Origin of the sequence: Streptomyces sp. NPDC059874, assembly GCF_042731135.1 — a bacterium.
Taxonomy (GTDB): domain Bacteria; phylum Actinomycetota; class Actinomycetes; order Streptomycetales; family Streptomycetaceae; genus Streptomyces.
On record NZ_JBHWJY010000079.1, the window covers coordinates 30,227 to 39,001 of the forward strand.

Genomic DNA, 8,775 nt, shown 5'->3' on the forward strand with positions numbered 1-8,775 from the left:
CGGGAGGGGCGCGGTGCCTCAGCTCGTGCGGCCCTTGGCGTCGAAGGCCTTCATGCGGTCCAGCACGCCGTCCGCGCTGGGCCCGTACATCTCGTCGACGATCCGGCCGTCGGCGAGGAAGATGACGCGGTCCGCGTAGGAGGCGGCGACCGGGTCGTGGGTGACCATCACGACGGTCTGGCCGAGCTCGCGCACCGAGTTGCGCAGGAAGCCGAGGACTTCGGCGCCGGAGCGGGAGTCGAGGTTTCCGGTGGGCTCGTCGCCGAAGATGATCTCGGGGCGGGAGGCCAGCGCGCGGGCCACGGCCACGCGCTGCTGCTGGCCGCCGGAGAGCTGGGTGGGGCGGTGGGAGAGGCGGTCGGCGAGGCCGACCATGCCGATCACGTTGTCCAGCCACTTCTTGTCGGGCTTGCGGCCGGCGATGTCCATGGGGAGCGTGATGTTCTCCAGGGCCGTCAGGGTCGGCAGCAGGTTGAAGGCCTGGAAGATGAAGCCGATCTTGTCCCGGCGCAGCTGGGTGAGCTGCTTGTCCTTGAGGGAGCCCAGCTCGGTCTCGCCGATGCGCACGGAGCCGGAGGAGAAGGTGTCCAGGCCGGCGACGCAGTGCATCAGCGTGGACTTGCCGGAGCCCGAGGGGCCCATGATCGCGGTGAACTGGCCCTGTGCGAAGTCCACGGAGACGTTGTCGAGGGCGACCACCTGGGTCTCGCCCTGGCCGTACACCTTGGAGAGGCCGGTGGCGCGGGCGGCCACGGCCTGGATGGTGCGCGGGGCGTGGTTCATGGTGGTCACGGGACGGCTCCTCGGTCTGCGGTGCGGGGACCTTTCCATCGTCTCCGCGCCGACACCCGTTCCGGATCAGCCGAGGTGACCGTTCCCTGGCCCACTGGAGTCTGACCGCGGAGGCCTGCGCATACGCCTCTGGTATGACGGCGACCCTGACTCCACGCGCGCGGGCGGCGGGAGGCGGCGGCGGGGCCGGTCCGGCGCCGGGGGAGGCGCGGGGTGGCGTGCCGGGTGGCGGGAGGGGTGGCGCGGGCCATCGAATTCCCGTCATTCCCGCATCGGGGGTGATCGTCCCCGAGAAGGTGCCGACCGTGCGTTCTGGGGCCTGACTACCCCTCAAGCGCCAATAAAATAAGACAACATCGGAAAGACGGCCAGGTGGCGAGGGGGGTCTTCCGGATAGGCTCGGGGCAGCGCTGAAGGCTTTGTATCGGGGGCCGCCACGCCCTGCCCGGATGGTGGAATGCAGACACGGCGAGCTTAAACCTCGCTGACCTTCGGGTCGTGCCGGTTCAAGTCCGGCTCCGGGCACTCCCCAGCTCCAGCGAGGCCCGGGTCGATTTATCCCCTGCGCTTCGCCCTGCCTTCTCCTAAGATCCTCCTCCAGCAGTAGGGTGCTTTTTTTGCGAGCGCATTACTCTTGAGGCTAAGGCCGCGCTCGGTGGCCACGGAGGAGTGAGATGAGGAGCAGTAACCCGGTCTTCTCGCGACGGGGGTTCAGCCGCGACAACGGTGGCTACGCGGGCTTTGACGCGCAGCAGCAGCACCAGCAGGCCGGGACCAACCCGTACGCGACGAACCCGTACGCGACCGACCCGGCGACGGGTATGCCGCAGGCGCCGGCGCGCACCAACGCGATGACCATGGACGACGTCGTGAGCCGCACGGGCATGACGCTCGGCACGCTCTTGGTGACGGCGACCCTGTCCTGGGTCCTCCTGCCGGTCGACCCCGCGAACCTCGGCAAGTCGTACGGCATCGCCATCGGCGCGGCTCTCGTCGCGTTCGTGCTGGCCATGGTCCAGTCCTTCAAGCGCAAGCCGGTTCCGGCGCTGATCCTGGGCTACGCGGCGCTGGAGGGTGTCTTCCTCGGCGTCATCAGCGCGGCCACCAGCACCTACCTCGGCCCCGGCGTGGTCATCCAGGCCGTGATGGGCACGATGTGCGTCTTCGGCGCCGTGCTCCTCGGCTACAAGATGGGCTGGATCCGCGTCACCCGCCGTTTCTACGGCTTCGTGATGGCCGCGGCCCTGGGCTTCGTCCTGCTCATGCTCGTGAACACGCTGTTCGCGATCTTCGGCGGCGGCGACGGCCTCGGCTTCCGCAGCGGCGGCCTCGGCCTCCTGTTCGGCGCCATCGGTGTCATCCTCGGCGCCTGCTTCCTCGCCCTCGACTTCAAGCAGGTCGAGGACGGCATCACCTACGGTGCCCCGCGCGAGGAGGCCTGGCTGGCGGCCTTCGCCCTCACCATGACCCTGGTCTGGATCTACGTCGAGATGCTGCGCATCTTCCAGATCCTCTCGGGCGACGACTAGTCGTCCCGGCGGCCATCGGGTTTGCCCACTGCATGGGGAAGGCCCCGCGAGCATTCGCTCGCGGGGCCTTCCCGCGTTGTGCGTCAGGAGGGGTCAGGAGGACGTCGAGGGTCGGTGGACGGGTCAGCCGAACCGGCGTGCGGCTCTGCGCAGGTCGTACTCGTGGATGATCGCCTTGGCCTGGCCGTACGACAGCTCGTGCGCGCCGCGCAGCCAGCTGACCTTCTCCTCGAACCGGACGAGGGAGGGGCCTTCGTCCACGGTACGGAGCCAGTCGGAGACTTCACGACCGGTGGTCAGGGGGATTCTGTCGATCATGTTGCGGTGGGTCTGCTCGGAGAACTCTACGGACATGGGCGCCTCCGGAGGTATCGCCGTGCTGTTCTCTTCACGTCACCGTGCCGGAGAGTTCGCCCGTTGGCAATGGTGCGTGGACGGCGCGTAAGGTCGGCCGGGTGCTCGATACTTCACCCCTGACCGCCGCCGTGGAACGTTTCGCAGACCGGCTGCGGGCCGCGCCGCACAGCCGCCTGCAGCAAGGAGCCGCCGCGACGGCACTGGAGTTGGCCCGCGAGTTGTCGGCGCGGGCGCAGATCCTGGAAGGCACCCCCGTGCGGGAGATGCCGGACGACGGGCTCTTCGTCGTCGGGGACCAGGTGGCGGTGGCCGGGGCGGATCTCGCCGAGGCGCTGCGCGGCGCGGCGGCCGGGGACGGCACGAAGGCCCCGTCCGAGGTGCTGGACGAGGCCGTGCGGCTGGTGGAGCGGGCTGACGCTACAGCGATGCGATGACGCGGTCCGCGAGGATGTAGACGTTGCTGTCCGGGTCCTCGACGTCACCGCAGGAGAAGGTCAGCGCGTAGGCGCCGGAGATGCCCGAGCCGCCGAGCAGGAACGGCGCGGTGCCCGAGCGCAGGGCCTCGGCGAGGCGCTCCGCGGTCTCCCGGTGCCCCGGGGTCATGCAGAGCGTGGTGCCGTCCGTGAAGACGTACACGTCGAGGGTGCCCAGCGGGCCGGGGCGGACGTCCGCGAGGGCCGTACGGGCCTCCGCGAGCTCCTCCAGGCGGCTGACCGTGCGCTCGTGGTCGGCGCCGGGGTGCGAGGCCTGGACCGGAACGAAATCGGGGTGCGAGGGGTGGCGCCGGCGGGCGGCGGCCAGCTCGGCCGAGTCCTCCGGGTACGGGTTCTCGTCGAGGGAGTCGTCGCCGAGCACCGGCTCCAGGCCCACCATGTCGGCCTGCCGGGGCAGGAAGACGTGCGGGCTGTCCTCCCCGAGGCCGGGCAGGCCGCCCAGCAGCGAGGGAGCGTCGGCGGCGTCGCGGGCCTCCTGCGCGGCCCAGAAGGCGCGCGCCTCGGCGAGCTCGCGCTCGCGCTCCTCGGCGAGGGCTTCGGCCACGGCGGCTCGTATCTCCGCGGCGGGGGATTCGACGGCGCTGCGGGCGTGCGGAACGGTCGCACCACGGTGGTGGGCCGGCACCGCCAGCTCACTGCGCAGGGCCGTGACCTGCTTGCGCAGGCCGTGGACGGCGTGCAGCGCAGCAGCGCCGACGGCCGTGGCAGCGGCCGCGGTCAGCAGCAGGGCAAGAGACATGGCGCTCACTGACTAACTCCAGGTGTGATTCGATCCCCCGACTTCCTACATCAGAGTGTCCCGACCTGGGAATGGCGTGCAGTGCATTACGTCACGAATTGGACAGGGCTTTCGTCCCGGGACGCCCCTCCCCATGCTGCCTGACCTGCATATATGCCGATCCCCCAGGAGATAAGTCACATCCTGGGGGAGATTCGGTCACAGGTCGGCCGCGACTGGGTTGGATCCGGCGTCGCCGCGCCGCAAGGGATCCGGCCCGATCCCTTGCGGCGACTGGGCCCCTGACTAGCTGAGACGCTCGATGACCATGGCCATGCCCTGGCCGCCGCCGACACACATGGTCTCGAGACCGAACTGCTTGTCGTGGAACTGCAGGCTGTTGATCAGAGTGCCGGTGAGGCGCGCACCGGTCATCCCGAAGGGGTGACCGACGGCGATGGCCCCGCCGTTGACGTTCAGCTTGTCGAGGGGGATCTCCAGGTCCCGGTAGGACGGGATGACCTGGGCCGCGAAGGCCTCGTTGATCTCGAACAGGTCGATGTCGCCCACCGTCAGGCCGGCCCGCTTCAGGGCCTGCTTCGACGCCTCGACCGGGCCCAGGCCCATGATCTCGGGGGAGAGGCCGGTGACACCGGTGGAGACGATCCGGGCCAGCGGGGTCAGACCCAGCTCGCGGGCCTTGGTGTCGCTCATGATGACGAGGGCGGCGGCGCCGTCGTTCAGCGGGCAGCAGTTGCCGGCGGTGACCAGGCCGTCGGGGCGGAAGACGGGCTTGAGGCCCTGCACGCCCTCCAGGGTGACGCCGGCGCGCGGGCCGTCGTCCGTGCTGACCACGGTGCCGTCGGGGGTGGTGACCGGGGTGATCTCCCGCTCCCAGAAGCCGTTCTTGATCGCGGCCTCGGCGAGGTTCTGCGAGCGCACGCCGAACTCGTCCATGTCCTGGCGGGTCACACCCTTGAGGCGGGCCAGGTTCTCGGCGGTCTGCCCCATCGCGATGTACGCGTCGGGGATCAGGCCGTCCTCGCGCGGGTCGTGCCAGTCCGTGCCCTCTTCCGTGGCGCGGGCCGCGGTGCGGGCCTCGGCGTCCCCGAAGAGCGGGTTGTGGGTGTCCGGCAGACCGTCGGAGGAGCCCTTCACGGACCGGGAGACCATCTCGACGCCCGCGGAGATGAAGACGTCGCCCTCGCCCGCCTTGATGGCGTGCAGGGCCATGCGGGAGGTCTGGAGGGAGGAGGAACAGTAACGGGTGATCGTCGCGCCCGGCAGGAAGTCCATGCCCATCTGCACGGCGACGATGCGGGCGAGGTTGTGGCCCTGCTCGCCGCCGGGAAGGCCGCAGCCGAGCATCAGGTCGTCGATCTCGCGCGGGTCCAGCTCGGGGACCTTGGCGAGGGCGGCCTGGATGATCGTCGCCGTCAGGTCGTCCGGACGTACGTCCTTGAGGGACCCCTTGAAGGCGCGCCCGATGGCCGAGCGGGCGGTGGAAACGATGACGGCTTCGGGCATCGGGACTCCAAGGGGTGCGTGCGTCGTTGCGGGACCGCATGCGAAGTTACCGCCCCGTACGGTCGGGGTCACCGGTGGGGCGGTGTGATGCCGGTCGCTCCCGCGGGGGTGGCGGGTTCCCGGGCGGTGCCCCGCACCTCCAGCTTGCGCCTTCCCGTGCCGGGGGCTGCGCGGGCCGGGGCCGGGGTGGGGTGTTGTCCGGGACTCATGATTTATGGCGCCTGGACGTGTCTTCGTTGGTGCGGGCGGGTGCGCGCCACAAATCACGTTTTACGTCCCGGACGACACCCCACCCCGTCCCCGTCCCGGGCAACTCCTCAAGGGTCCCGTCCTGGCCCTTTCCGGTCCGGGCAAATCCAGCCCCGCCGGCGTTTGAGGCGCGGGGTCTGGGGCGGAGCCCCGAGCCTTTGGGCGCGCCCGCCCACCCAGCCCCGCCGGCGTTTGAGGCGCGGGTCCGGGCGGGGCTCGGGGAACGGTGGAAGGGCGGGGCGGGGAGAGGCTCCGCGCAGCGGGTGGGGGTGGCCGGGCCGGAGGCTACGGGCTCGGGGTGGGCGTGTTCGCCAGGTCGGCCTCGGCGGCGGTGGAGAGCGGGAGCCGCCGCCGGCGGCGGTGTTTGAGGAGGACCCAGGGACCGCGGGCCGCGGTGACCTCGGTACCCGCCTGCCCGGCGGCAGCCGACGCGGCCTTGGCCACCGGAAGCATGTCCTCGTCGCGGGACACGTCCAGCCGGTCCGACTCCGGCCACAGCGCCAGCGCCGCGCACAGCGTGGGCAGCACGGCCATCGCCGCGGTCGCGTACCCCTCCGCCGAGGGGTGGTAGGAGTCCGGGCCGAACATCTCCCGGGGGTTCGCCGCGAACTCCGGCCCCAGCAGGTCCCCCATCGAGACCGTACGGGCGCCCAGCGCGACCACCCCTATGGTCTGCGCGGCCGCCAACTGTCGCGAGACACGCCGGGCCAGCCACCGCAGCGGCTGGTACACCGGCTCGATCGTGCCCAGGTCCGGGCAGGTGCCGACCACCACCTCGGAGCCCCCCATGCGCAGCCGCCGTACCGCCGAGGTGAGGTGGCGGACCGACTGCGTGGGCGGCATGCGCCGGGTCACGTCGTTCGCGCCGATCATGATCACGCACACGTCCGGCGCGGGCGCGTCGCCGTCCAGCAGGAGGCCGACCTGCCGCTCCAGGTCGTCCGACATGGCCCCCGACAGGGCCACGTTGCGCAGCTCCACCGGCCGCTCGGCCACCGCCGCCAGCCCGGAGGCCAGCAGGGCGGCCGGGGTCTGTCTGGCGCGTCGTACGCCGAGCCCCGCGGCCGTGGAATCGCCCAGCATGGCCAGCCGCAGCGGGCCCGGACTCTGCTCCGGCCCGTTGAACTCGCTCCCGTACAGCCCGTCCGCGCGCGGCGGATCACCCAGTCCGGTCCCCACCGTCCGCTTGGCGAACTGCATCTCCGCCAGCACGAGCCCCACCGTGGCGGCCCCGACCAGCCCGAGCCCGCCCCCGCCGTACGCTGCGCCCGCCGCGATCCGGCGGGCTGTTCTCGCCCTGGACACCCTTCCGGCCACCTCGCTTCTCTGACTGGGCCTTCGATGACCTTCCTGCCCCGTACGGACGGTCGTCCAATCCCTTTCCGCATACTCTGGCCGGACCTCCCGGAGAACCCGTGGAGTCCCGTCCTTGGAGAACATGGTGCAATTCCACGACTCGATGATCAGCCTCGTCGGCAACACCCCGCTGGTGAAGCTCAACCGTGTGACCGAAGGCCTCCAGGCCACCGTCCTTGCGAAGGTCGAGTACTTCAATCCCGGCGGCTCCGTGAAGGACCGGATCGCCGTTCGGATGATCGAGGCCGCCGAGCAGAGCGGAGCCCTCAAGCCCGGTGGCACCATCGTGGAGCCGACCAGCGGCAACACGGGTGTAGGACTCGCCATCGTGGCCCAGCAGAAGGGCTACAAGTGCATCTTCGTCTGTCCTGACAAGGTGTCCATGGACAAGATCAACGTGCTGCGCGCGTACGGCGCGGACGTGGTGGTCTGCCCGACCGCCGTCGACCCCGAGCACCCGGACTCGTACTACAACGTGTCCGACCGCCTCGTGCGCGAGACGCCGGGAGCCTGGAAGCCCGACCAGTACAGCAACCCGAACAACCCCCGTTCGCACTACGAGACCACCGGTCCCGAGCTGTGGGAGCAGACGGACGGGAAGATCACCCACTTCGTCGCCGGCGTCGGCACGGGCGGCACGATCTCCGGCACCGGCAACTACCTCAAGGAGGTCAGCGGCGGGAAGGTCAAGGTCATCGGCGCCGACCCCGAGGGCTCGGTGTACTCCGGCGGCTCCGGTCGCCCGTACCTCGTCGAGGGTGTCGGCGAGGACTTCTGGCCGACCGCCTACGACCCGAACGTCACCGACGAGATCATCGCGGTGTCCGACAAGGACTCCTTCCAGATGACGCGCCGCCTCGCCAAGGAGGAGGGCCTGCTCGTCGGCGGCTCCTGCGGCATGGCGGTCGTGGCCGCCCTGCGCGCGGCCGAGGGCCTGGGCCCGGACGACGTGGTCGTCGTGCTGCTCCCGGACAGTGGCCGCGGCTACATGAGCAAGATCTTCTCGGACGAGTGGATGGCCGGGCACGGCTTCCTGGAGGAGGCCGGGCCGGCGGCGCGCATCGGCGACGTCCTCGCGGACAAGGAGGGCGCGATGCCGTCCCTGGTCCACATGCACCCCGAGGAGACGGTGGGCGAGGCGATCGAGGTGCTGCGCGAGTACGGCGTCTCGCAGATGCCGATCGTCAAGCCGGGCGCGGGCCACCCGGACGTGATGGCCGCCGAGGTCATCGGCTCGGTCGTGGAGAAGGAGCTGCTGTCCGCGCTGTTCGCGCAGCGGGCCTCGCTGAACGACCCGCTGGAGAAGCACATGAGCTCCCCGCTGCCGCAGGTCGGCTCCGGCGAGCCGGTCTCCGAGCTGATGGCGGTACTGGGCGAGGCGGACGCGGCGATCGTCCTGGTCGAGGGCAAGCCCACCGGCGTGGTCAGCCGCCAGGACCTTTTGGCGTTCCTCGCCAAGTCGGCGAAGTAGCCTGCGGCTCGCCCGGCAGGGGGCGGGGGCTTCGCGCCCCCTGCCCCCTGCCCCCGGGCCTGCGCCACATCCAGCCTCGCCGGCGTTTGAGGTGCGGGGTCCGGGCGGAGCCCCCCACGTGGCGGAGCCGCATATTCGGTGCGTCGGGAAGCCCGGCCCGGCCCGTGCGTGGGGGCCGCCGGGGCCGGGCGCGTGCCGGGGCGTCTCCTCGGGCGCCGAACGTTTCCAGGGGTCGGAGGGCCGAGGGCGGTGGTGTTCGGCGCCCTGCGGGGACGCCCCGGC

Annotated in this window: 8 protein-coding genes and 1 tRNA gene; 4 read left to right on the forward strand and 5 right to left on the reverse strand. The window is 71.1% G+C overall.

Annotated elements, in window-relative coordinates; all coding sequences use genetic code 11:
• Positions 1 to 18: 18 nt before the first annotated feature.
• Entirely contained in the window at positions 19 to 792 is a 774-nt protein-coding gene (locus ACFV9H_RS32855) for an ABC transporter ATP-binding protein (RefSeq protein ID WP_385405526.1), read from the reverse strand.
• Between the two features lie 443 nt (positions 793 to 1,235).
• Between ACFV9H_RS32855 and ACFV9H_RS32860 the strand changes: the two genes are divergently transcribed.
• A tRNA-Leu gene (locus tag ACFV9H_RS32860) sits at positions 1,236 to 1,317 on the forward strand.
• A gap of 149 nt (positions 1,318 to 1,466) precedes the next feature.
• On the forward strand, positions 1,467 to 2,321 hold the full coding sequence (locus tag ACFV9H_RS32865; protein WP_385405529.1) for a Bax inhibitor-1/YccA family protein: 855 nt from the start codon (positions 1,467 to 1,469) through the stop codon (positions 2,319 to 2,321).
• A 123-nt stretch (positions 2,322 to 2,444) separates the two neighbouring features.
• Here ACFV9H_RS32865 and ACFV9H_RS32870 read toward each other — a convergent pair whose 3' ends face one another.
• The gene (locus ACFV9H_RS32870) at positions 2,445 to 2,675 is read right to left on the reverse strand and encodes a DUF4287 domain-containing protein (protein WP_030036969.1); all 231 of its coding nucleotides are present in this window, start codon (positions 2,673 to 2,675) and stop codon (positions 2,445 to 2,447) included.
• Positions 2,676 to 2,776: 101 nt separating this feature from the next.
• On the opposite strand from ACFV9H_RS32870, the gene ACFV9H_RS32875 reads away from it, so the two are divergent.
• Complete coding sequence (locus ACFV9H_RS32875) at positions 2,777 to 3,112, forward strand: hypothetical protein (RefSeq protein ID WP_385405532.1); 336 nt, start codon at positions 2,777 to 2,779, stop codon at positions 3,110 to 3,112.
• On the opposite strand, the gene ACFV9H_RS32880 is transcribed toward ACFV9H_RS32875, so the two are convergent.
• The 3 genes from ACFV9H_RS32880 to ACFV9H_RS32890 all read right to left on the reverse strand — a co-directional run bounded on the left by ACFV9H_RS32880 (position 3,096) and on the right by ACFV9H_RS32890 (position 6,971).
• Complete coding sequence (locus ACFV9H_RS32880) at positions 3,096 to 3,911, reverse strand: hypothetical protein (protein ID WP_385405545.1); 816 nt, start codon at positions 3,909 to 3,911, stop codon at positions 3,096 to 3,098. The genes ACFV9H_RS32875 and ACFV9H_RS32880 overlap by 17 nt on opposite strands.
• A 285-nt stretch (positions 3,912 to 4,196) precedes the next feature.
• A complete protein-coding gene (locus ACFV9H_RS32885; protein WP_385405535.1) occupies positions 4,197 to 5,417 on the reverse strand; it encodes an acetyl-CoA C-acetyltransferase in 1,221 nt (406 codons plus the stop codon).
• A gap of 534 nt (positions 5,418 to 5,951) precedes the next feature.
• Positions 5,952 to 6,971, reverse strand: a complete 1,020-nt coding sequence (locus ACFV9H_RS32890) for an SGNH/GDSL hydrolase family protein (protein ID WP_385405538.1) — start codon at positions 6,969 to 6,971, stop codon at positions 5,952 to 5,954.
• Between the two features lie 136 nt (positions 6,972 to 7,107).
• On the opposite strand from ACFV9H_RS32890, the gene ACFV9H_RS32895 reads away from it, so the two are divergent.
• Positions 7,108 to 8,493, forward strand: coding sequence for a cystathionine beta-synthase (locus tag ACFV9H_RS32895; RefSeq protein WP_385405547.1), 1,386 nt, complete (start codon positions 7,108 to 7,110; stop codon positions 8,491 to 8,493).
• The last annotated feature ends 282 nt before the right edge of the window (positions 8,494 to 8,775 follow it).

Excerpts from the sequence above, each read along its gene's own strand:
- ACFV9H_RS32885 (WP_385405535.1), bottom strand. The coding sequence starts at position 5,417 with ATGCCCGAAGCCGTCATCGTTTCCACCGCCCGCTCGGCCATCGGGCGC.
- ACFV9H_RS32880 (WP_385405545.1), bottom strand. The coding sequence starts at position 3,911 with ATGTCTCTTGCCCTGCTGCTGACCGCGGCCGCTGCCACGGCCGTCGGC.
- ACFV9H_RS32870 (WP_030036969.1), bottom strand. The coding sequence starts at position 2,675 with ATGTCCGTAGAGTTCTCCGAGCAGACCCACCGCAACATGATCGACAGA.
- ACFV9H_RS32865 (WP_385405529.1), top strand. The coding sequence starts at position 1,467 with ATGAGGAGCAGTAACCCGGTCTTCTCGCGACGGGGGTTCAGCCGCGAC.